At 68.2% G+C, this 19,463-nt stretch carries 24 protein-coding genes and 1 pseudogene; 8 read left to right on the forward strand and 17 right to left on the reverse strand.

The annotated features are described in order from the left end of the window. Position 1 precedes the first annotated feature (1 nt). From resB to L2X99_RS10965, 5 genes are all read right to left on the reverse strand, one after another. Entirely contained in the window at positions 2 to 1,780 is a 1,779-nt protein-coding gene (gene resB, locus L2X99_RS10945; protein ID WP_236135110.1) for a cytochrome c biogenesis protein ResB, read from the reverse strand. Further along, positions 1,761 to 2,534 carry a cytochrome c biogenesis CcdA family protein gene (locus tag L2X99_RS10950; RefSeq protein WP_236126710.1) on the reverse strand — a complete coding sequence of 258 codons (774 nt, stop codon included), beginning with the start codon at positions 2,532 to 2,534 and terminating at the stop codon, positions 1,761 to 1,763. The genes resB and L2X99_RS10950 overlap by 20 nt, the downstream gene beginning before the upstream one ends. Beyond that, positions 2,531 to 3,133: a TlpA family protein disulfide reductase gene (locus tag L2X99_RS10955; protein ID WP_236135111.1), complete on the reverse strand. Its 603-nt coding sequence runs from the start codon at positions 3,131 to 3,133 to the stop codon at positions 2,531 to 2,533. The genes L2X99_RS10950 and L2X99_RS10955 overlap by 4 nt, the downstream gene beginning before the upstream one ends. Before the next feature lie 124 nt (positions 3,134 to 3,257). After that, positions 3,258 to 3,881: a histidine phosphatase family protein gene (locus L2X99_RS10960; protein ID WP_236135112.1), complete on the reverse strand. Its 624-nt coding sequence runs from the start codon at positions 3,879 to 3,881 to the stop codon at positions 3,258 to 3,260. Positions 3,882 to 3,884: 3 nt separating this feature from the next. After that, a complete protein-coding gene (locus L2X99_RS10965) occupies positions 3,885 to 4,274 on the reverse strand; it encodes a DUF5684 domain-containing protein (RefSeq protein ID WP_236126707.1) in 390 nt (129 codons plus the stop codon). A gap of 71 nt (positions 4,275 to 4,345) precedes the next feature. Here L2X99_RS10965 and aspS point away from each other — a divergent pair, with 71 nt between their 5' ends. From aspS to L2X99_RS10980, 3 genes are all read left to right on the forward strand, one after another. After that, the gene (gene aspS, locus L2X99_RS10970; RefSeq protein ID WP_236126706.1) at positions 4,346 to 6,130 is read left to right on the forward strand and encodes an aspartate--tRNA ligase; all 1,785 of its coding nucleotides are present in this window, start codon (positions 4,346 to 4,348) and stop codon (positions 6,128 to 6,130) included. A 485-nt stretch (positions 6,131 to 6,615) separates the two neighbouring features. Then, positions 6,616 to 7,128 (forward strand): GNAT family N-acetyltransferase, encoded by a 513-nt coding sequence (locus L2X99_RS10975; RefSeq protein ID WP_236126705.1) that lies wholly within the window; start codon positions 6,616 to 6,618, stop codon positions 7,126 to 7,128. Positions 7,129 to 7,219: 91 nt separating this feature from the next. Beyond that, positions 7,220 to 7,402, forward strand: a complete 183-nt coding sequence (locus tag L2X99_RS10980) for a YegP family protein (RefSeq protein WP_236126704.1) — start codon at positions 7,220 to 7,222, stop codon at positions 7,400 to 7,402. A gap of 76 nt (positions 7,403 to 7,478) precedes the next feature. Here the strand turns inward: L2X99_RS10980 and L2X99_RS10985 are convergent, their stop codons facing one another. The 9 genes from L2X99_RS10985 to L2X99_RS11025 all read right to left on the reverse strand — a co-directional run bounded on the left by L2X99_RS10985 (position 7,479) and on the right by L2X99_RS11025 (position 12,379). Then, complete coding sequence (locus L2X99_RS10985) at positions 7,479 to 8,234, reverse strand: amino acid ABC transporter ATP-binding protein (RefSeq protein ID WP_236126703.1); 756 nt, start codon at positions 8,232 to 8,234, stop codon at positions 7,479 to 7,481. After that, on the reverse strand, positions 8,231 to 9,025 hold the full coding sequence (locus tag L2X99_RS10990) for an amino acid ABC transporter permease (RefSeq protein WP_236126702.1): 795 nt from the start codon (positions 9,023 to 9,025) through the stop codon (positions 8,231 to 8,233). Before L2X99_RS10990 ends, L2X99_RS10985 begins: the two co-directional genes overlap by 4 nt. Before the next feature lie 20 nt (positions 9,026 to 9,045). Further along, the gene (locus L2X99_RS10995; protein ID WP_236126701.1) at positions 9,046 to 9,864 is read right to left on the reverse strand and encodes a basic amino acid ABC transporter substrate-binding protein; all 819 of its coding nucleotides are present in this window, start codon (positions 9,862 to 9,864) and stop codon (positions 9,046 to 9,048) included. 112 nt (positions 9,865 to 9,976) lie between these two features. Continuing rightward, on the reverse strand, positions 9,977 to 10,276 hold the full coding sequence (locus tag L2X99_RS11000) for a Dabb family protein (protein WP_236126700.1): 300 nt from the start codon (positions 10,274 to 10,276) through the stop codon (positions 9,977 to 9,979). Positions 10,277 to 10,282: 6 nt separating this feature from the next. Further along, a complete protein-coding gene (locus L2X99_RS11005; RefSeq protein WP_236126699.1) occupies positions 10,283 to 10,567 on the reverse strand; it encodes a glutaredoxin family protein in 285 nt (94 codons plus the stop codon). Beyond that, entirely contained in the window at positions 10,564 to 10,860 is a 297-nt protein-coding gene (locus L2X99_RS11010; protein WP_236126849.1) for a rhodanese-like domain-containing protein, read from the reverse strand. Before L2X99_RS11010 ends, L2X99_RS11005 begins: the two co-directional genes overlap by 4 nt. An 83-nt stretch (positions 10,861 to 10,943) precedes the next feature. Next, the gene (locus L2X99_RS11015) at positions 10,944 to 11,042 is read right to left on the reverse strand and encodes a 30S ribosomal protein bS22 (RefSeq protein ID WP_003792170.1); all 99 of its coding nucleotides are present in this window, start codon (positions 11,040 to 11,042) and stop codon (positions 10,944 to 10,946) included. 113 nt (positions 11,043 to 11,155) lie between these two features. Beyond that, a complete protein-coding gene (locus tag L2X99_RS11020; RefSeq protein WP_236126698.1) occupies positions 11,156 to 11,347 on the reverse strand; it encodes a helix-turn-helix domain-containing protein in 192 nt (63 codons plus the stop codon). Positions 11,348 to 11,449: 102 nt separating this feature from the next. Then, positions 11,450 to 12,379 carry a TetR/AcrR family transcriptional regulator gene (locus L2X99_RS11025; RefSeq protein ID WP_236126697.1) on the reverse strand — a complete coding sequence of 310 codons (930 nt, stop codon included), beginning with the start codon at positions 12,377 to 12,379 and terminating at the stop codon, positions 11,450 to 11,452. A gap of 85 nt (positions 12,380 to 12,464) precedes the next feature. On the opposite strand from L2X99_RS11025, the gene L2X99_RS11030 reads away from it, so the two are divergent. Together L2X99_RS11030 and L2X99_RS11035 are read left to right on the forward strand one after the other, a co-directional pair. After that, positions 12,465 to 13,352: an ABC transporter ATP-binding protein gene (locus L2X99_RS11030; protein ID WP_236126696.1), complete on the forward strand. Its 888-nt coding sequence runs from the start codon at positions 12,465 to 12,467 to the stop codon at positions 13,350 to 13,352. After that, positions 13,349 to 14,152, forward strand: coding sequence for an ABC transporter permease (locus tag L2X99_RS11035; protein ID WP_236126695.1), 804 nt, complete (start codon positions 13,349 to 13,351; stop codon positions 14,150 to 14,152). Before L2X99_RS11030 ends, L2X99_RS11035 begins: the two co-directional genes overlap by 4 nt. A 109-nt stretch (positions 14,153 to 14,261) precedes the next feature. On the opposite strand, the gene L2X99_RS11040 is transcribed toward L2X99_RS11035, so the two are convergent. Continuing rightward, complete coding sequence (locus L2X99_RS11040; protein ID WP_236126694.1) at positions 14,262 to 14,672, reverse strand: ArsR/SmtB family transcription factor; 411 nt, start codon at positions 14,670 to 14,672, stop codon at positions 14,262 to 14,264. Between the two features lie 122 nt (positions 14,673 to 14,794). On the opposite strand from L2X99_RS11040, the gene L2X99_RS11045 reads away from it, so the two are divergent. Next, positions 14,795 to 16,225: a TrkH family potassium uptake protein gene (locus L2X99_RS11045; RefSeq protein WP_236126693.1), complete on the forward strand. Its 1,431-nt coding sequence runs from the start codon at positions 14,795 to 14,797 to the stop codon at positions 16,223 to 16,225. Then, positions 16,218 to 16,889, forward strand: coding sequence for a potassium channel family protein (locus L2X99_RS11050; RefSeq protein WP_236126692.1), 672 nt, complete (start codon positions 16,218 to 16,220; stop codon positions 16,887 to 16,889). The genes L2X99_RS11045 and L2X99_RS11050 overlap by 8 nt, the downstream gene beginning before the upstream one ends. 102 nt (positions 16,890 to 16,991) lie before the next feature. Here L2X99_RS11050 and proC read toward each other — a convergent pair. Further along, positions 16,992 to 17,830 (reverse strand): annotated as a pseudogene (gene proC / locus L2X99_RS11055) (pyrroline-5-carboxylate reductase). Between the two features lie 129 nt (positions 17,831 to 17,959). On the opposite strand from proC, the gene L2X99_RS11060 reads away from it, so the two are divergent. Continuing rightward, positions 17,960 to 18,931 (forward strand): cation diffusion facilitator family transporter, encoded by a 972-nt coding sequence (locus tag L2X99_RS11060; RefSeq protein WP_236126690.1) that lies wholly within the window; start codon positions 17,960 to 17,962, stop codon positions 18,929 to 18,931. 26 nt (positions 18,932 to 18,957) lie between these two features. On the opposite strand, the gene tadA is transcribed toward L2X99_RS11060, so the two are convergent. Then, positions 18,958 to 19,413, reverse strand: coding sequence for a tRNA adenosine(34) deaminase TadA (gene tadA, locus L2X99_RS11065; RefSeq protein ID WP_236126689.1), 456 nt, complete (start codon positions 19,411 to 19,413; stop codon positions 18,958 to 18,960). Positions 19,414 to 19,463: the final 50 nt, after the last annotated feature.

The following is a 19,463-nucleotide window of genomic DNA, read 5'->3' on the forward strand; positions in this document are numbered from 1 at the left end:
GTCAGCCCTCCTCAGGAGCGGTGGGGGTCTTGCGGGACTCGGAGTGCCGCGGTGCGGAGCCGTCGAGCAGCCGCTCGTGTCCGCTCGCGAGGTCGTCGACAGCGGAGGCCAGAGTCGGATCCTCGCCACGGGCGAGGCCAGCGTACTCCAGCGTGACGCCGTCGTCACGGGGGGTCGCCTTCACCCACATCCGCCGACGCGGCACGAACAGCGCCAGTGCGAGGCCGACCAGGGCGAGCACGGCGAACACCAGCACCCAGACCGCGGACTCGTCGTGATGGATCTGCAGCGAGACGTAGCGCTTCACCGACTTCGTGAAGTCCTTCGCCCCGGCGGGCGACTCGTCCTCGAAGGTGACGGTGCCCATGCCGTTCGGCAGCTCGGCGGTCTTTCCGGGTTCGAGCTCGATCGACTTCACGTCGGTTCCGCGGCCGGTCAGCTTGTCCATCGGGTTGGTGTCGAGCACGTACACCGACTGCGGGGTCCCGTCGTCGATGCCCAGATCGCCGACGTACACGTCGAGTGTGAGCAGCGGTCCGTACAGGTCGGGATAGGCCGACGTGTACGCACCGGTGGAGAGCTTCCCCGCCGTCGGGTAGAAGAAGCCGGTCAGCGCCATCTGCTCCGGCATCCCGTCCGGCACCTTCAGTACGCCGAGCGAGGTCATGTTGTTGTCCTGCGGCAGGAATGCGACGGGTCCGCTGGTGACCACCTCGCCCTCGGCGTTGCGCACGGTGATGCTCGGCGCGTAGCCGTTGCCGAGCAGGTACACCTTGTCGGCGCCGATGCCCAGCGGGTGGTTCACCCTGACCGCGCCCTTGTGCTCGGAGTCGTCTGCCTCGGTGACCGTGACGTTCGCCGAGAAGTCGCCCGCCTGTCCGGCGCCGGCCGTGCCCGGGGGCTGATAGGCGATGTCGAAGGAGTCCAGCGTCATCCGGTAGGGCTGCAGGGCATCGTCGCCCACGAAGCGCCCGCGGTTGATCGAGTCGTAGTCGGTGAGGATGTTGACGAAGTTCCTGCCTTCGATCACGACCTTCTGCCCGGTGTAGGCGAATCCGCCGCCCACGCCGACGGCGACCAGCACGCCCAGCAGCGAGATGTGGAACACGAGGTTGCCGGTCTCGCGCAGGTAGCCACGCTCGGCGGAGACCGAGCGCACGGTGCCCCGGTCGTAGCGCGCCACCCGGTACCCGAGCGCCTTGAGTTGCTTCTGCGCGACGTCGATCGCGCGGCCCGCGCCGGCGTCGTGGGTCGCTGAGCCCGTCGGAGCGTCCGGCCCGTCGACGGACTCAGGGACCCAGCTGCGCTCGAGATGATCGTCCAGTCTCGACAGCCGTGCCGGTGTGCGCGGCGGCTGCGCGCGCAGCGCCTTCAGATGGTGCTTGATGCGCGGGATGATGCAGCCGATGAGCGACAGGAACAGCAGCAGGTAGATCGCCGAGAACCAGGGCGACGTGTACACGTCGAACAGGCTGAGCCTGTCCAGCACGGGGAACAGATCGGGGTTGTCGGCCTTCCACTTGATCACGCCGTTCGGGTCGGCGGAGCGCTGCGGGAAGATCGAGCCCGGGATCGCGGCGATCGCGAGTACGAGCAGCAGGATGATCGCGACGCGCATCGAGGTCAGCTGACGCCACCCCCAGCGCAGCCAGCCGGTGAAGCCGAGCTTCGGCTGCGCGATGTCGTCGCCGGGCGCCTCGGAGTCGATGTGGTCGGCCGGCCGCAGCGGATCGGTCTCGGCAGACGCGCCGGCGCGCACGTCAGAGCGGGAGGATGACACTGCCCATCACCGCCCCCAGGCGCGAGATGATCTGGGTCCAGACGCCGGTCACCATGAGCACTCCGAGCAGAATCAGCAGCACGCCTCCGATGATGTTGATGACGCGGATGTGCCGGCGCAGGAAGCCGACGGTCCTCGTGGCCCATCCGAACCCGAGCGCGATGAGCAGGAACGGGATGCCGAGGCCCAGCGAGTAGGCGACGCCGAGCAGCGCCGCACGGCCCGGCGTGCCGACGTTGGCCGACAGCGCGGAGATCGCAGCCAGCGTCGGGCCGAGACAGGGCGCCCAGCCGAGGCCGAGCGCGACACCCAGCAGCGGCGCCCCGATCAGGCCCGTGGCCGAGCTCACGTGCATCCGCCACTCGCGCTGCGCGAACCCGAAGAACCCGAGGAAGACCAGTCCCATCGCGATGATCACGACGCCCAGGATGCGGGTGATCAGCGGCATCCACTCGAGGAGGAACATCCCGGCGGTGCCGAACAGCACGGTCATGCAGACGAACACGACCGTGAAGCCGAGGATGAACAGCAGTACTCCGAGCAGGAGCCGGCCGCGCCCTCCTCCGTTCGTTGAGCGAGCGGAGCGAGACGAAACGCCTCCGGCATCCGCCCCCACCGCTCCCCCGATGAACCCCAGGTAGCCGGGCACGAGCGGCAGCACGCACGGGGAGAGGAACGAGATCAGACCGGCCAGCATCGCCAGCGGAAGGGCGAGCCAGAGCGCGCCCGATCCGATGACGTCCGCGGGATTCACGCCTTCTCCGCGAGGATGTCCTGCACCAGGGTGGTCAGCACGGAGGGCCCGTCGATCGGGCCGACGATGCGCGCGGCGACCCGGCCCTGTGCGTCGAGCACCAGGGTGACCGGCGGCGCCTGGATCGGCGTGACCTTGGCGAAGGCGAGCTTGGCCTTGCCGCTGTCCGCATCCATGATGCTCGGATAGGTGACGCCGAACTCCTTGTTGAACGCCTTCGCCGTGTCGGCCTGGTCGTAGATGTTCACGCCGACGAAGGTGACGCCGTCGCCCTTGTTCTTCTGCCAGGCCGACTCGAGATCCTTCGCCTCGACGCGACACGGACCGCAGGTGGCGTACCAGAAGTTGACCACCAGCACGCCGCCGGCAGCGTCGGCACTGTCGAACTGCTCGCCGGCCTCGGTGGTGCCTGCGAACTCGATCGGGGCCCTGCGGTCTGCAGGCTTGATCTCCTGGACACGGATGTCGTTCGAGCTGTAGACGGTGTCGCCCTTGCCGAACTCGTCCGCTGCGGGATCATTGGCCGTGCAGGCACTCAATCCGATGGCGAACACCGCGGCGAGCGCGGCGGCGATCACGGGACGTACACGGCGGGACACGCTGGGAATCGTACGCGTGAAGCCTATGCACGTTCTGTAAGGTGCCCCCCTTCGCGGGCTCAGGGAACCATGGGTCGCTGAGCCCGTCGAAGCGTCGTGGGTCGCTGAGCCTGTCGAAGCGTCGTCAGACCGCGCCCAGGTCGATGCCGGACGCCGCGGGCTCGGCGTAGTCGACCTCGCGCCACACGTCGCCGACGCGCTCGAAGCTCGTGATGCTGCTCAGCGCGCAGCGCCGGGTGCGCGGATCGTGCCGCAGCCTCAGGCCGGCGACGCGGCGATGCGTGATCCAGATCGGCGCCTGATGCGACACGAAGACGACATCGCCAAGGGCCGCGGCATCCCAGGCGTCGTCCATCGCCGCGATCATGCGATCGGCGATCGACTCGTAGGGCTCGCCCCAGCTGGGCAGGCTCGGGTTGCGCAGCTGCCACCAGTTCACCGGGTTGCGCAGCGCCTTCCGCATCCGCCTGCCCTCGAAGACGTTGGCGGGCTCGATGATGCGCTCCTCGAGGACGGGAGTGAGATCGAAGGCCGCGGCGATCGGCGCGGCCGACTCCTGGGTGCGCTCCAGCGGGGAGCAGCGCAGCTCGGTCACCTCGCGTCCGAGCGACACGAGGTGGTCGGCAGCGGCCTGCGCCATCCCGCGTCCCGCCTCGCTGAGGTGGTAGTCGGGGAGCCTGCCGTAGAGCACACGGTCGGGATTGTGCACCTCGCCGTGCCGGACGAGGTGCAGCAGGGATGCCGGCACGGTTCAGGCCCGGCTGTACTTCGCGTCGCCGAAGCCGATGATGAAGTACCCGATGAAGGGGAGCAGCCAGAGCAGGAAGAACGAGAAGGCGCCGCCCTTGCCGAACCTCGCCCCGAGCTTGACCGCCACGATGATCGCGAAGACGATGTTGACGATCGGGATCAGGTACAGCAGCGCCATCCAGCCCGAGTATCCGGCGATCTTCACGAGGAAGATCGTGTTCACGATGGGGATGATCGCGAGGATGCCCGGGTAGCCCGCCTTCGTGAAGACCTTCCACAGCGCGACGACCACGAGCACGTAGACGGCCAGCATGATGAACCCGGTCGAGCCGCCGAACACGGCGCCCCAGAGACTGTCGACGGAATCGGTCACATCGGCTGCGTGGATCATGGGGCGAGTCTCATCCGGACGGCCCACGTAAACTGGGCTGATATCCCGTCCCCTATCAGGAGGAATTCTCCGTGCTTCGCACACACACGGCAGGCTCATTGCGAGCCGAGCACATCGGTCAGACCGTCACCCTCACGGGTTGGGTCGATCGTCGTCGTGATCACGGAGGAGTCGCGTTCATCGATCTGCGGGATGCCTCGGGCATCGCGCAGGTCGTCATCCGCGACGAGGAGATCGCGCATCCGCTGCGCAGCGAGTTCGTGCTGAAGGTCACCGGTGAGGTCTCGCTGCGCCCGGAGGGCAACGCGAACCCGAACCTGCCCTCGGGCGAGATCGAGGTCGTCGCCACCGACGTGGTGGTGCTGAACGAGTCGGCTCCGCTGCCGTTCCAGGTCTCCACCGGGCTCGAGGGCACCGACCCCGTCGGCGAGGAGGTGCGCCTCAAGCACCGCTACCTCGACCTGCGCCGGCCGGAGCCCGCCGCGGCCATGCGCCTGCGTTCGCAGGTCTACAAGGCGATCCGCGATGTGCTGCACGAGCGCGAGTTCATCGAGGTCGAAACCCCGACGCTGACCCGCTCCACGCCGGAGGGCGCCCGCGACTTCCTGGTTCCGGCGCGCCTGCACCCGGGCAGCTGGTACGCCCTGCCGCAGTCGCCGCAGCTGTTCAAGCAGCTGCTCATGGTCGGCGGCATCGAGAAGTACTACCAGATCGCGCGCTGCTACCGCGATGAGGACTTCCGCGCCGACCGTCAGCCCGAGTTCACGCAGCTCGACATCGAGATGAGCTTCGTCGACCAGGAGGACGTCATCGAGATGATGGAGTCCGTCATCCAGGCGATGTGGGCCACCATCGGCGTCGAGGTGCAGACCCCGCTGCCCCGCATGACCTACGCCGACGCGATGGCGAAGTACGGTTCGGACAAGCCCGACCTGCGCTTCGGCCTGCCGATCGTCGAGGCGACCTCGTACTTCGCCGAGACCCCGTTCCGGGTGTTCCAGTCGGAGTACGTCGGCGCGGTGCTCATGCCCGGCGGCGCCTCGCAGCCGCGCAAGCAGCTCGACGCCTGGCAGGACTGGGCGAAGCAGCGCGGAGCCCGCGGTCTCGCCTACGTCCTGTTCAACGAGGACGGCACGCTCGGCGGCCCTGTCGCCAAGAACCTCTCCGAGTCGGAGCAGGAGGGTCTCGCCCAGCTCGTGGGCGCGAAGCCCGGCGACTGCGCCTTTTTCGCCGCCGGCTCGACCAAGGACAGCCGCGCGCTTCTCGGCGCGGCGCGCGTCGAGATCGGCCGACGACTCGGTCTGCTCGACCCCGACGTGTTCGCCTTCACCTGGGTGATGGACGCCCCGATGTTCGAGCCGGCCGCCGATGCTGTGGCATCCGGCGACGTGGCCGTGGGCGCCGGCGCCTGGACCGCCGTGCACCACGCGTTCACCGGCCCGAAGCCGGAGTTCGAGGACACCTTCGACACCGACCCGGGCTCGGCTCTGGCGTACGCGTACGACATCGTGTGCAACGGCTCCGAACTCGGCGGCGGATCGATCCGCATCCACCGCGAGGACATCCAGAAGCGCGTCTTCAAGGTCATGGGCATCAGCGAGGAGCAGGCGCAGGAGAAGTTCGGCTTCCTGCTCGACGCCTTCAAGTTCGGTGCGCCGCCGCACGGCGGCATCGCGCTGGGCATGGACCGCGTGCTGCAGCACCTGACCAAGACAGAGTCGATCCGCGAGGTGATCGCGTTCCCGAAGTCGGGCAACGGCTTCGACCCGCTCACCGAGGCGCCGGGCGCCATCACGCCCGAGCAGCGCGCCGAGGCCGGCGTCGACTTCGTCCCCGAGGACGACGAGCAGGAGTGACCCAGTCCGGTCGCCCCGCGAGCGAGGAACGAGCGAGACGAAACGCGTTGCGCGTTGCGGGGCACGTCACGACGTTTCGTCTCTGCGTTTCGACTCGCTTCGCTCGCTCAACGACCAGATGGTCGTACCTCCCCGGTCGTTGAGCGAGCGAGGAACGAGCGAGACGAAACGCGCCACGCCTTCCGAGGCACGTCACGGCGTTTCGTCTCTGCGTTTCGACTCGCTTCGCTCGCTCAACGACCACCGCTCGCTCAACGACCGGATGGTCGTATCTCCCCGGTCGCCCCGCGAGCGAGGAACGAGCGAGACGAAACGCGCCACGTCTTCCGAGGCACGTCACGACGTTTCGTCTCTGCGTTTCGACTCGCTTCGCTCGCTCAACGACCACCGCTCGCTCAACGACCGGATGGTCGTACCTCCCGGTCGCCCCGCGAGCGAGGAACGAGCGAGACGAAACGCGTTGCGCGTTGCGGGAGACTGGTTCCATGCTCGACGCACTCCCCCTGCCGCATCCGTTCGATTCCCGTGCCGGCGAGGCGGTGCTGCGCCGGGCGACGTCGGCAGACACGGATGCCGTGATCGCCCTGCTCGCGGATGACCCGATCAGCGCGTCGCGCGGCGACCAGGCATCCGACGCCGACCGTCCCGCATACGCCGCCGCCCTCGTCGAGATCCTCGATGACCCGTCGAACGACCTGCTCATCGTCGAACTCGACGGCGCGGTCGTCGGCACGCTGCAGCTCACCCTGATCCCGGGGATGGCGCGGCAGGGCGCGAAGCGCCTGCTCGTCGAGGCGGTGCGGGTCAGCAGCGCGCTGCGCTCCGCCGGCATCGGTTCCGCGACGATGCGCTGGGTGGCGGATGCCGCAGCCCCCGCGCTCGGGGCGGCGATGGTGCAGCTCACCTCCGATGCCGCCCGCACCGACGCGCACCGCTTCTACGAGCGGCTGGGCTACGTCGGCTCGCACGTCGGCTTCAAGTACCGCGTGCCACGCTGACAGAGACTCAGTGCTTCCCTCGGAGCGGCTTCGACGCTACGGTCATGCCTGAGGGAAACATCCCTCGGACCCGAACGAGAGGAGCCGCCCTATGGCAGGCAGGTTCGAGCTCTACACAGGCAAGAGCGGCGATTGGCGTTTCCGACTGAAGGCCGGCAATGGCGAGGTCATCGCCACAGGCCAGGGCTACTCGTCCAAGGCGAGTGCTCTGAACGGCATCGACTCGGTGAGACGCAACGCCGCTGACGCAGAAGTCGTCGAAGTCGACGGCTGAGAGATCAGTACAGAGAGGATGCTGGGACCCTTCGACGAGTTCAGGGACCCAGCATCCTTTTCTGTGCGCTGAACGATCAGAGCACGCGGGACAGGAAGTCCTTCGTGCGCTGATGCTGCGGGTTCGCGAGCACCTCGTGCGGGTCGCCCTGCTCGACGATGTTGCCGTCGGCCATGAAGATCAGGCGCGAGCCCACCTCGCGGGCGAAGCCCATCTCGTGCGTGACCACCAGCATGGTCATGCCCTCGTCGGCCAGCTGACGCATCACCTGCAGCACCTCGCCGACCAGCTCGGGGTCGAGCGCCGAGGTCGGCTCGTCGAAGAGCATCATGTCGGGGTTCATGCACAGTGCGCGCGCGATCGCGACGCGCTGCTGCTGTCCTCCGGAGAGGTGGCTCGGGTAGGCGTCGACCTTGTCGGAGAGCCCCACCCTGTCGAGCATCTCCCTGGCGATCCGCTCGGCCTCGCCCTTCGAGCGCCGCTTCACCTGCCGCTGCGCGATCGTGAGGTTGCCCAGCACGTTCATGTGCGGGAACAGGTTGAAGCTCTGGAACACCATGCCGATGCGCTGACGGACCCGGTCGATGTCGGCGTCCTCGTCGGTGATGTCGATGCCCTCGATGAACACCTTCCCGCCGGTGGGTTCCTCGAGCAGATTCACCGAGCGCAGCAGAGTGGACTTGCCCGACCCGGACGGGCCGATGATGCACACCACCTCGCCGGCCTGCACGGTGAGATCGATGCCCTTGAGCACCTCGTTCTCGCCGAACGTCTTCACCAGTCCCTGCACGTCGATCGCGGGGGCGTGCACATCGATCGCTTCCGTGGTCATCGTTCCCTCGCCAATCTGCGCTCGAGACGTGCGGTCAATCGCGTGAGCGGGATCGTCACGATCAGGTAGAGCAGCGCTGCCATCACCATCGGCGTGGCATTCGCATACATGGACAGGCCGTTGCGGGCGTACGTGGTCAGCTCGTAGGTGAGCGGGGTCGCACCGATCACGAAGAACAGCGAGGTGTCCTTCAGCAGCAGCACGAACTCGTTCGTGAGCGGCGGGATGATGATGCGGAAGCCCTGCGGCAGCACGATGAAGAACATCGTCCGCATCGGCGACATCCCCAGCGACCGGGCCGCCTCGGTCTGCCCCTTCGGCACCGCCTGGATACCGGCGCGGATCGTCTCGGCCATGTACGCCGAGGCCACCACGATCAGGGCGAGCGTCGCAGCCCCGACTGGGCCACCGGGGATCTTCATCCCCTTCATGGCGATCGGCAGCATGAGCCCGAACGCGAAGATCGTCATCAGGGCGGGGATGCCTCGGAAGAACTCGATCCACACCGTCGCGATCCACCGGAACGGCGGGATGCTGCTGAGCTTCATCAGCGCGAGCACGACGGCGAGCACGAGCCCGCCGGAGAACGACGCGATGGTGAACAGGAGCGTGTTCTTCAGGCCGATGGTGATGATGCCGGGCAGCATCTGCATCGCGACCTCGGGGTTCGCGAACTGCTTCCCCACGGTCTGCCAGTCGGTCGCGACAACCACCCAGATCGCCACCGCGACGAGCACGGCATACACCGTGTAGTGGTACAGCCGCGTGCGGGTCCTCTTCTTCAGAGCCATGTCAGCGGGTCACGCCGCCGTCACTTCGCGCTGAAGTACTTGTCGTAGATCTTGTCGTACTCGCCGTCGTCCTTGAGCGCCTTCAGCTGCTCATCGACCGCCTTGCGCAGAGCGTCCTTCTGGCCCTTAGCGAAGGCGAACCCGTACTGCTCGTCGGTGTTGTAGGTCTCGACGACCTTGTACGTCTTGTCGGCCTTCTCGTGCTCGATGTTCACCGGCAGGTCCTGCAGGATCGCGTCGATCTGCCCCGCCTGCAGGGCAGGCCACAGCACGCCGTCATCGGAGAACTGTGTGAGGGTGGCGCCCTTGGCGTTCTCCTTGGCGTAGTTCTCACCGGTGGTGCCCTGCTGCACGCCGACGTTCTTCCCGGAGAGGTCGTCGATGCTCTTGATACCGGAGTCGGTCCTCACGAGCAGGGACTGCAGCGAGTCGTAGTAGGGGGCCGAGAAGTCGATGTTCTTCTTGCGCTCGTCCGTGATCGTCATCGCCGACCCGCCCATGTCGCAGTTTCCGGCGAGCAGCGCTGTGCCCGACTGCAGGGCATCGAAGTTCGTGACGACGAACTCGGCCTTCAGGTCGAGCTTCTCGGCGATCGCGGTGAGGATGTCGACATCGAAGCCGGTGTAGCCCGAACCGCTCTCGTCGGGGTACTCGAAGGGCTTGTACGGAATATCCGAGCACACCGTCAGCGTGCCGGCAGTGACGAGCTCGTAGTCAGCACCGGCTGCGGGCTTGCCACCGTCGGAGCCGGAGTCCGGATTGCTCGCACATCCCGCGAGGGCGAGGGCGGCGACCGCTGCGACAGCGGCACCGAGGAGAAGAGGGCGGCGACGGGTCATTGTCACTCCAAGCACGTTCGGGTTTCCCCGTTATCGGGTGCATTCATCTTGCCATGCACCCGCGACCTCGGTGAACGCATGACCTGACCGATCGGTCACGATTGCGTTGCAGTCAGACCTCGAAGTCGACGGCGACGCGCGATGCCACGACCGAGCGGATGTAGCCCGCGGCCTCGACGTGCGCCGGATGCACCTGGTACGCCTCCAGGTCGTCGGCGTTCTCGATGTCTGCGACGAGAGCGACATCCCAGTTCCCGTCGATCGGCACCGTGTTCGCCCCGGCGCGCACCGCGCGCAGCTGCGGGACCACGCCGTCGAGCGCGTTCAGACGGCGAGCCACCTCAGCGGCCTGCTCGACGCGCTCCGCGGCATCCTCGCTCGCGAGCCTCCACATCACGACGTGACGGATCACTTCGACTCACTCCGTTCGCTCAGTACGAGCACTGGCCTTCTCCTCCAGTGCGTCGCGCAGCCGGTCGGGCGAGACCCGCCAGTGCGCATGGAACTCGCCGTCGATCAGCACGACGGGGATCTTCTCCCACCACAGCTCGTACAGCGCGGGGTCGTCCTCGATCGACGCCTCGACGATCTCGATGCTCTCGGCCGCGGCATCCGGCATCTGCGCGACGACCTGGTCGATCAGCTCCGAAGCGACCTCGCAGAGGTGGCAGTCCGGCTTGCCGATCAGGGTGATCGTGGTCACGGCCTGTCGACCTGGCGGCCCTGGGCCCGCCACTCCGCGGTGCCGCCGTCGACGTTCGTGGCGTCGTAGCCGCGCGCCTCGAGCGCCTGCACGACGCGGGCCGAACGACCGCCCATCTCGCAGATCACGTGGAACGCCTCGGTCGGGAGCTCTTCGAGCCGGTCGCCCAGCTCGGACATCGGCAGGTTCACGGCACCGGGCACATGCCCGCCCGCGAACTCGTCGCGCTCGCGCACATCGATGAGCGGAGTCTCGCCGAGTGCGGCGAGCTGTTCGACGGTGATCGACTTCATGTCGTCCTTCCGCGGCGCAGACACGAAGCGCCCCCTTCGACAGGCTCAGGGACCCAGTCGGGGGACGCTCGGTGTCGTGCCGCTTACTTCTTGTTGCGGCGCTGGTGGCGAGTCTTGCGAAGCAGCTTGCGGTGCTTCTTCTTCGCCATGCGCTTGCGGCGCTTCTTGATGACAGAACCCACGGGAACCTCTTTACGTCAGGGGCTGGGCGTCGACTCTGCGGACACCCGGGAACGGGCATGGAAAATGCCCCGGTCGAGTCTAGCAAACCGACGGCGATGCCGGGAACGCACGGTCAGCCGGCGTCGGAGATGGGCCGCCGCAGCGCTTCGGCCACGGCGGACTCGGGGACGCGGTAGCTGCGACCGAAACGGATCGCGGGCAGCTCGCCGGCGTGCACCAGCCGGTACACGGTCATCTTCGAGACCCTCATCAGTTCGGCCACCTCGGCCACCGTGAGGAATCGGACGTCAGGAACATCGGGCATCCCACATACCCCTTTCTGCTGATGCCCAACTCTAGAGCCGCGCTGCGACAGATGTAAACCTCTGTGACCCGTGTGATCGCTGTGACAACCGCAGCGGAGGTGTCATCTCTCCGCCCGGGCGGCGATGCCGGCGGCGATGTCCCGGCGCACCTGGCGCTCCTGCTTGCGCGCGGCGCGCAGCTCCTTCTCGGCCTCGCGCACGCGCTTCGCCGCCGCGCGGACGTGCTTGTCCGCGGTGAGCCTCGGGTCGTCATCGCGCAGCCACGGGGAGGGACCCGCATGCGCGCCGTCGCGGTCGAGCCCGGCGATGTACGCCTCGACGCCCTCGAGGTAGCGTTCGATCGAGAACCGGAACGGGTCGTCATCGCGCAGGAACACTCCGGACTCGATGGCAGCGCGGAGCGCGGGGAACTCGGCGGCGGTGATCACCCGGTCGAAGAGTGCCGCCTCGCGGGCCGTGATCTCCTCGGGCGACAGTCCGCTGGTGCGCGCCTGCTCCGTGTACCCGGCGAGCACGGTGCCGTACCAGCGCGCCTGTCCGGTGCACGCGAGCGCCACGGCCAGGCGCTCCGACGGGTTCAGCGGAGTGTCGCCGAGCGCGTCGAGCGCGGAATCGAGCCACGCCGAGCTGTTCGGGGTGATCGGCGATCCGGTGATGGGCAGGGACAGGATCCACGGATGCCGCAGATAGATGAGCACCTGCGCCTCGAAGTACGCGCGCAGCCGAGCGCGCCAGCCGTCGTGCTCGCGGAGATCCTCGGGCGGGAGTCCTACCGCGTGCTCCTCCATGAGCAGCAGCAGATCGTCCTTCGCGCTGACGTAGCGGTACAGCGACATCGGGGTGAAGCCGAGCTTCGCGGCCACAGCCGCCATCGACACCGCACCGATGCCCTCGGCGTCGGCGAGCTCGACCGCGGCGTCGACGATCCGCTCCACGCTCATCTCGCGCTTGGGGCCGCGCTGGGGGTTCGCCGCGACGCCCCAGGCGAGGGCGATACCGCGCGGCAGCTCTTCGGGTTCGACGTCGGTCATGCTCGCAATCCTATGGTTGTGTACCTTGTAAACAGTATGTTACGGTCATAAACAGTTTTATACGTATACAGAAAGGAACGCCGAGATGAATCCCGCCATCGATGTCCGTGACCTTCGGGTCTCGTTCGGCACGCACACCGTGCTCGGCGGCCTCGACCTCGAGGTCGCACCGGGCGAGGTGTACGCGCTGCTCGGCCCCAACGGGGCCGGCAAGACCACCGCGATCTCCGTACTCACCACGCTGCTCGCCGCGACGTCGGGCACCGTCCGCGTGGCCGGCCACGACGTGGCATCCGATCCCGTCGAGGTGCGCCGGCGCATCGCGCTCACCGGTCAGAGCGCCGCGGTCGACGACATGCTCACCGCCGCCGAGAACCTCGTCATGCTCGGGCGCCTGTCCGGACTGTCGCCTCGCTCCGCCCGCGCCAGGGCCGACGAGCTGCTCGCGCGCTTCTCGCTGACGGATGCCGCAGCGAAGCGCGTGAAGTCCTTCTCCGGCGGCATGCGCCGCCGCCTCGACCTGGCCCTCAGCTTCGTCGTCGTCCCCGAGGTGCTCTTCCTCGACGAGCCGACCACCGGAGTCGACCCGCGCAGCCGGCTCGATCTGTGGGAGATGATCCGCACGCTCGCCGACGCCGGCACCACGGTCTTCCTCACCACGCAGTACCTCGAGGAGGCCGATCTGCTCGCCGATCGCGTCGCGATCCTCGACGGCGGACGGATCATCGAGACCGGCACGCCGGCGCAGCTGAAGGCGCTGGTCGGCAGCGACACCGTCGTGCTGCACGGTGCGGACGGCGTCGTGCTCGAGGAGATCCCCACCGACGGCAGCGTCGCGGCGCTGCGCCTCGCGCTCGACCAGGCGGATGCCGCGGCCTCCGTCACCCTGCACCGTCCGACGCTGGACGACGTGTTCCTCACCCTCACCGGTGCGCCTCGCGAAGACGCCCGCATCCCCCAGGAGATCGCATGACCGCCACCGCCGCTCCCCTCGTGCTGCCCGCTCCCCGGCCACGCATCCGCGGCTTCGCCGCCGAGCGCGTGTTCGTGCGACGCAGCCTGCTGCAGTCCCTCCGCGACGGCGAGTCGCTGAGCATGTCGATCATGCTGCCGGTCACGCTCATGCTGCTGTTCACCTTCGTGTTCGGCGGCGCGATGCAGACCGAGGGGAACTACGTCGACTACGTCGTCCCCGGCATCATCCTGCTGTGCGCGGGGTTCGGCGCCGCGACCACGGCGACCTACGTCTCGCGCGACATGACCACCGGCATCATCGACCGGTTCCGCACGATGCCACTGCGGGCCGGGGCCGTGCTGACCGGCCACGTGGTCGCCAGCCTGGTGCGCAACCTGGTCGCCACCGCCGTCGTGATCGGCGTGGCGCTGCTGCTCGGCTTCCACCCCACCGCGAACGTCGCGGGCTGGATCGCCGCCGGCGCGGTGATCGCGCTGTACATCCTCGCGATCACCTACCTCTACGCGGCGATCGGCCTCGCGGCCGGGAGTCCGGAGGCGGCGGCCGGATACGGCTTCATCCTCATGTTCCTGCCGTACCTGTCCAGCGCGTTCGTGCCGATCGACACGATGCCGTCCTGGCTGCAGTGGATCGCCACCTACCAGCCGGTCACGCCCATCATCGAGACCATCCGCGCTCTGCTCATGGGCACCGATCCCGGCGTTCAGCCGGCCTGGGCTCTCGGCTGGTGCATCGCGATCATCGCGGTCGCCGCCCTCTGGGGCGCCTGGCTGTTCGGGCGGCGCCGGCGCGGCTGAGGCCCTTCGACAGGCTCAGCCCTTCGACAGGCTCAGCCCTTCGACAGGCTCAGCCCTTCGACAGGCTCAGGGACCCAGTCCGCTGGGTCGCTGAGCCTGTCGAAGCGCGCTACGCGCCCAGTCGCTTGAGCGCGTTGGTGACGACGTGCCTCGCGGATGCCGCGGCGCGGCCGACGACCTCGGCCGCGTGCGCGGCGCCGTCGGGCAGGGGCAGCAGATCGATGTCGGGCGCCTGGTCGCCGAACGCGTCGACCAGGAACGGCACCAGCCAGTCGTCGACCTGCTCGAGCGGCGCGACAGAGATGCTGTAGAACCGACGCTGACCGTCTTCGCGGACCGTCACGAGGTCGGCGTCGCGGAGCACCTTCAGGTGCTTCGACACGGTGGGCTGGCTCACCCCGAGCTCGCTCACGATCTCGGTGACGCTGGTGCCGCCGTCATCTTCGTTCTCACGACGCAGCAGGAGCTGGAGGATGTCGCGCCTCGTGCCGTCCGCGATCACGTCGAAGATGTCCGTCATGTGTTCAGGGTAGCCCGCGTGCTGGGCCTCGCCTAGCCTGCCGGGGCCCAGCGGTCCCACGGAGTACCATGACGGAGGTCCGGCGGGCACCTCCGCCCGGAGCGCAGACGGAGAGGGTCCCGATGTCGAGCAGCGTGCCGGCATCCGTCTCCCGCGTCTCCCTGCGCGGGCTGGGACGCCAGCTGCGCCACTTCGTCACCTCGTCGCCCTCCCGCTTCGCGATCGTCGTCTTCGCCCTGCTGATCCTGCTGTGGACCACACTGCTGTCGCTGCCCATCGCCTCGGCCGCCGGCACCGTCACCGATCTCAGCGACGCGCTCTTCACCGCCGTCTCGACCATCTGCGTCACCGGTCTTTCCACGGTCGACATGAGCAACCACTGGTCGCCGTTCGGGCACGTCGTCGTCTTCGTCGGCGTGAACATCGGCGGCATGGGCGTGCTCACCCTGGCATCGCTCATGGGCATGGTGATCTCGAAGAGGCTCGGCCTGAGCGCGAAGCTGATGGCCGCCGGCGACACGAACCCGCTGCGCGCGCACGGCGGTGCCGTCAACGAGAGCCAGACCGTGCGCCTCGGCGAAGTCGGACAACTGCTCACCACCGTCGCGATCTCGGCCCTCATCATCGAGGTCGGCATCGCGGTGCTGCTCTACCCGGCGCTGGTGCTGGCAGGCGTCGACCCGGTGTCCGCGCTCTGGGAGGCGCCGTACTTCGCAGCCATGTCGTTCACGAACACCGGATTCGCCCCGAACGACGGCGGCGTCGCGGTGTTCGCCGATGACTACCTGGTGCTGATCCTCCTGATGGCCGGCGTGTTCCTGGGCAGCATCGGCTTCCCGGTGATCTACTCCCTCGCCAAGCACTACTGGCACGTGAAGCGCTGGTCCCTGCACGCCAAGCTCACCCTCGTCACGACCGTGCTGCTCTTCTTCATCGGCGCCGGGGTGTTCCTGCTACTGGAGTACGGCAATCCGCGCACGTTCGGGTCGATGGATGCCGTCGACACCACCGTGCAGGCCTTCTTCCTGTCGGCGATGACCAGATCGGGCGGCTTCAACGTCATCGACATGAACGATCTGAACGGGTCGTCGATGCTCGTCGCGTGCATGCTGATGTTCGTCGGCGGCGGCTCGGCGTCCACCGCGGGCGGCATCAAGGTGACGACCCTCGCCGTGCTCGCGATCGCGGTGTGGTCCGAGGCCAAGGGACGCCAGTCGGTGCAGGTGTTCGGCCGGAGGATCCCCAGCGACGTGCAGCGCGTGGCGCTCAGCGTCGTCGCCTGGGGCGCCACGATCGTCGCGCTCTCGACCGTCGCGATCACGCAGATCACCAAGGACGACGTGATCGACGTGCTCTTCGACGTGATCTCGGCGTTCGGCACCGTGGGCCTCACCTCCGGGGTCACGGAGACCCTGCCGGACGCCGCGTCGTACGTCCTCGCGGCGACCATCTTCATGGGACGCGTTGGTACAGTGACACTCGCCGCGGCGGTCGCCGCGACCTCCAGATCGCAGCTCTACTCGCTGCCCGTCGAAAGGCCGATCGTTGGTTGAGATCGTGCGGGGTGACGCCCCGGTGCTCGTCATCGGACTCGGACGCTTCGGCGCGGCCTGCGCCGGCGAGCTGGACCGACTCGACCGCGAGGTGCTGGCGATCGACGCCGACCTCGAGCTGGTGCAGAAGTGGTCGGAGCGGGTCACGCACACCGTGCAGGCCGACGCCCGCAACCTCGACGCGCTGCGGCAGATCGGCGCGCAGGACTTCCAGGTGGCAGTGGTCGCCGTGGGATCGCTGATCGAGGCATCCGTGCTGATCACCGCGAACCTCGTCGACCTGAAGATCCCGCAGATCTGGGCGAAGGCGGTGTCGCAGTCGCATGGCAAGATCCTCGCTCGCGTGGGCGCGAACCACGTCATCTATCCGGAGCGCGAGGCAGGCGAGCGCGTCGCGCACCTGGTCTCGGGCCGCATGCTCGACTTCATCCGCTTCGACGACGACTTCGTGCTGGCCAAGATGTACCCGCCGAAGTTCATCCGCGGCGTGCAGTTGAACGAGTCCGGCGTCCGCACCAAGTACAGCGTGACCGTGGTCGGCGTGAAGAGTCCCGGCAAGCCGTTCCGCTACGCCGAGGCCGACACCGTGGTGACCAACCACGACCTCATCATCGTCTCGGGCACCAACAGCGACATCGAGAGGTTCGCCGGCCTCGACCGCTGACCGGGCTCGTCCCCCTCCGGTCGTTGAGCGAGGGAGCGTGCGACCGAGACGAAACGCTCTCCGCTCAGCTGGCGCGTTTCGTCTCGCCCCTCCGTCGCTGGCTCAACGACCTGAAGCGAGCTCGCGAGCGCGGGCCAGTGCGGCATCCGTCGCCTGAGCGAACACCTCGTCGAGGTGCGCGTCCTGCAGTACGGCGACGGCCCGCTCGGTGGTGCCCTTCGGGCTGGTGACGCGCCGGCGCAGCTCAGCAGGATCCTCGCCGGAGGCATCCAGCAGGGCGGTCGCGCCGATGAAGGTCTGCTCGGCCATCAGCCGGGCGTCCGCCTCCGAGAAGCCCTTGCCGATCGCCGCCCTGGTGAGCTCCTCGATGAGCAGGAAGACGTAGGCGGGCCCCGAGCCCGAGATCGTCGAGAGCGCGTCGATCTGCGACTCCGGCACCTCGATCACCGCACCGACGGTCTCGAACAGGCGGCGCACGAGCGCCAAGTCGTCGGCGGTCGCCGCCGGCGCCGGCCGCGAGCCCTGTCACCGCCTTGCCGACCGTGGCGGGGGTGTTCGGCATCGAGCGGATCACGTGCGCATCGGCGCCGAGCACACTCGCGAACGTGTCCAGGGTCACGCCCGCGGCGAGGCTCACGACGATCGCATCCGGGCGCAGCGAGGGCGCGATCTCGCGGAGCAGGTCCGGCACCATCACCGGCTTCACGCCGACCAGCAGGATGCGGGCGGATGCCGCCGGCATCCGCATTGCCCTCCGGCCGATCCGCGAGGGCGATGCTCGTGACGCCGGGCAGTGCCGCGAGCGCGGCCGCCTTCTCGGCGGTGCGGTTGGTCGCCGTGATCCCGTCCGTGGGGATGCCGGAGGCGACGACCCCCTGCAGGATCGCACCGCCCATCGAGCCGGCGCCGAGGAATGCGAGGGACGGGAGGGATTCAGCCATGGCTCCATCCTCGCGCAGGTCTCTCCCGCGAAACTGCACGCCCGCGCCGAGTCGTGGCGCGAACGCCACATTCTCGGCGCGGGCGTGCAGTTTCGAAGCACGAAGGGGCACCCGCCGTAGACTCGTGCCATGAGTGCATCCGGCGGCAGCAAGGCGATCATCGCGGCGTTCCTGGCGAACATGGGGATCGCCGTCGCCAAGCTCATCGCCTGGGCGCTCTCCGGCTCGGCGTCGATGCTCGCCGAGGCCATCCACTCGATCGCGGACTCGGGCAATCAGCTGCTGCTCATGCTCGGCGGACGCAAGGCGAAGCGCCACGCCGATCGTTCGCACCCGTTCGGCTACGGCCGTGAACGGTACGTGTACGCGTTCGTGGTCTCGATCATCCTGTTCTCTCTCGGCGGCCTGTTCGCGATCTACGAGGGAGTCGAGAAGATCACCCACCCGCACGCCCTGGACCCGGTGTGGTGGTGGCTGCCGATCGTCGTGCTGGTGATCGCGATCGGCCTGGAGTCGTTCTCGCTGCGCACCGCGATGCGCGAGAGCAACCGGGTGCGCGAGAAGGGCCAGTCCTGGTTCTCGTTCATCCGCCGCGCCAAGGCACCGGAGCTGCCGGTCGTGCTGCTCGAGGACATCGGCGCGCTGACCGGCCTGACCTTCGCGCTGCTCGGTGTCGGGCTGACCGTCATCACGGGCAACTCCGTGTTCGACGCGATCGGCACGCTGATGATCGGCACACTGCTGGTGCTGATCGCCCTGATCCTCGGCATCGAGACGAAGAGCCTGCTGGTCGGCGAGGGCGCCACCGACTCCGACCTCGACCGGATCGTCGATGCGATCAACGACGGGCCCGAGGTGCACAAGCTCATCCACATCAAGACCCTCTACCTGGGGCCGGACGAGCTGATGGTCGCGGCGAAGATCGCTCTTCCGCAGGACAAGACGGTGCGCGAGGCCGCGGACGACATCGACGAGATCGAGAAGCGCATCCGCGCCGCTGTGCCGGTCGCGCGCGTCATCTACCTGGAGCCGGACATCTACCGCCCCTCGCTCGATCCCGAGCCCTCGACAGACGCGTTCGTCCTGAAGTCCGCGGACTGAGCGGCGCAGCCGCACGCTCACGTCTGTCAGCGGCGGGCTTCGAAGAAGTCCCGCAGCAGGGCGGTCGCGGCATCCGCCTGCACGCCGCCGACGACCTCGGCGCGGTACGGCAGCCGCCGGTCGCGCAGCACGTCGTACATCGAACCGGATGCACCGGCCTTGTCGTCCCAGGCGCCGAACACCACCCGGCCGATCCTCGCCTGCAGGATCGCCCCCGCGCACATGAGACAGGGCTCGAGGGTGACGACGAGCGTGCAGTCCTCGAGGTTCCAGTCGCCGGTGGCGGATGCCGCGGCGCGCAGCGCCACGACCTCGGCGTGCGCAGTCGGGTCGTGGGTCTGCTCGCGCAGGTTGAGCCCCTCGCCGATGATCGCGCCCGAGGCGTCGAGCACGACCGCACCCACTGGCACGTCGCCCGCGGTGCCGGCCTCGGCGGCGAGCGCGAGCGCGCGATCCATCGCGGAGAGGTCGGCTGCGGTCATGGTCTCGACCATAGTGCGGATTCTCCCCGCGGCGCCTGGCCAGTAATCTG

Source organism: Microbacterium sp. KUDC0406, from assembly GCF_021582875.1.
Lineage (GTDB): Bacteria > Actinomycetota > Actinomycetes > Actinomycetales > Microbacteriaceae > Microbacterium.

Bases quoted from the DNA above. Each gene is read 5' to 3' on its own strand.
- L2X99_RS11040 (WP_236126694.1), bottom strand. From the start codon at position 14,672: ATGACGGACATCTTCGACGTGATCGCGGACGGCACGAGGCGCGACATC.
- L2X99_RS10990 (WP_236126702.1), bottom strand. From the start codon at position 9,025: ATGGCTCTGAAGAAGAGGACCCGCACGCGGCTGTACCACTACACGGTG.
- L2X99_RS11045 (WP_236126693.1), top strand. From the start codon at position 14,795: ATGTCGAGCAGCGTGCCGGCATCCGTCTCCCGCGTCTCCCTGCGCGGG.
- L2X99_RS10995 (WP_236126701.1), bottom strand. From the start codon at position 9,864: ATGACCCGTCGCCGCCCTCTTCTCCTCGGTGCCGCTGTCGCAGCGGTC.
- L2X99_RS11035 (WP_236126695.1), top strand. From the start codon at position 13,349: ATGACCGCCACCGCCGCTCCCCTCGTGCTGCCCGCTCCCCGGCCACGC.
- L2X99_RS11010 (WP_236126849.1), bottom strand. From the start codon at position 10,860: ATGAAGTCGATCACCGTCGAACAGCTCGCCGCACTCGGCGAGACTCCG.
- L2X99_RS11060 (WP_236126690.1), top strand. From the start codon at position 17,960: ATGAGTGCATCCGGCGGCAGCAAGGCGATCATCGCGGCGTTCCTGGCG.
- L2X99_RS10985 (WP_236126703.1), bottom strand. From the start codon at position 8,234: ATGACCACGGAAGCGATCGATGTGCACGCCCCCGCGATCGACGTGCAG.
- L2X99_RS10965 (WP_236126707.1), bottom strand. From the start codon at position 4,274: ATGATCCACGCAGCCGATGTGACCGATTCCGTCGACAGTCTCTGGGGC.
- L2X99_RS11030 (WP_236126696.1), top strand. From the start codon at position 12,465: ATGAATCCCGCCATCGATGTCCGTGACCTTCGGGTCTCGTTCGGCACG.
- L2X99_RS10975 (WP_236126705.1), top strand. From the start codon at position 6,616: ATGCTCGACGCACTCCCCCTGCCGCATCCGTTCGATTCCCGTGCCGGC.
- L2X99_RS11025 (WP_236126697.1), bottom strand. From the start codon at position 12,379: ATGACCGACGTCGAACCCGAAGAGCTGCCGCGCGGTATCGCCCTCGCC.
- L2X99_RS10980 (WP_236126704.1), top strand. From the start codon at position 7,220: ATGGCAGGCAGGTTCGAGCTCTACACAGGCAAGAGCGGCGATTGGCGT.
- L2X99_RS11020 (WP_236126698.1), bottom strand. From the start codon at position 11,347: ATGCCCGATGTTCCTGACGTCCGATTCCTCACGGTGGCCGAGGTGGCC.
- tadA (WP_236126689.1), bottom strand. From the start codon at position 19,413: ATGACCGCAGCCGACCTCTCCGCGATGGATCGCGCGCTCGCGCTCGCC.